Below are 644 nucleotides of genomic sequence, written 5' to 3'. Positions count from 1 at the left end.
GATAACTGGACGGTGAGGCTGCCCCGATGAGAGCACCATCCTGGGGTTCCGTCATCTGCGAGAGAAGCACCCGCTCAGATTCTTGCGCTGGTCAACGACATCCTTCGCGACAAGGGATTGATGCTGCGCGCGGGCACGGTGGTAGACGCGACACTGATCAGCGCACCGGGCTCGACCAAGAATGCGTCGGTGTCGGGCGAACGCGACCCGGAGATGCACCAGAGCAAGAAAGGAAACCAGTGGTATTTCAGCATGGAAGGGCACATTGGCGTGGACGCCGAAAGCGGGCTGGCGCACACGGTGCGGGGCACGGCGGGCAACGTCAACGACGTGGTTGAGGCCAACAGTCTGCTGCATGGCGAGGAAACTGACGCGTTTGGCGATGCGGGCTATCAGGGCGTGGAGAAGCGTCCGGACGCGCGAGCAGGCGTGAACTGGCACGTGGCGAAGAAGCCAGGCAAACGTCGCGTTCTGGACCAAAGCAAACCGCTTGGCGCGCTCGTCGATCAGGTCGAGCGAATCAAGGCGGGCATCCGGGCAAAGGTCGAGCATCCGTTCCGGGTCACCAAGCGGCAGTTCGGCTACACCAAGGTCCGCTATCGAGGGCTGAGGAAGAACACCGCGCAACCCATAACCTTGTTCGT

At 62.1% G+C, this 644-nt stretch carries 1 pseudogene; it reads left to right on the top strand.

Annotated features, from left to right (window positions below):
* Positions 1-644: pseudogene (locus tag MKD50_RS30560) on the top strand (IS5 family transposase); the annotation flags it as partial.

Origin of the sequence: Cupriavidus mimosae (genome assembly GCF_023952485.1) — a bacterium.
GTDB lineage: Bacteria > Pseudomonadota > Gammaproteobacteria > Burkholderiales > Burkholderiaceae > Cupriavidus > Cupriavidus taiwanensis_C.
The sequence above is the reverse complement of the archived record's forward strand: the minus strand, read 5'-3'. Positions and strand labels throughout refer to the sequence as shown.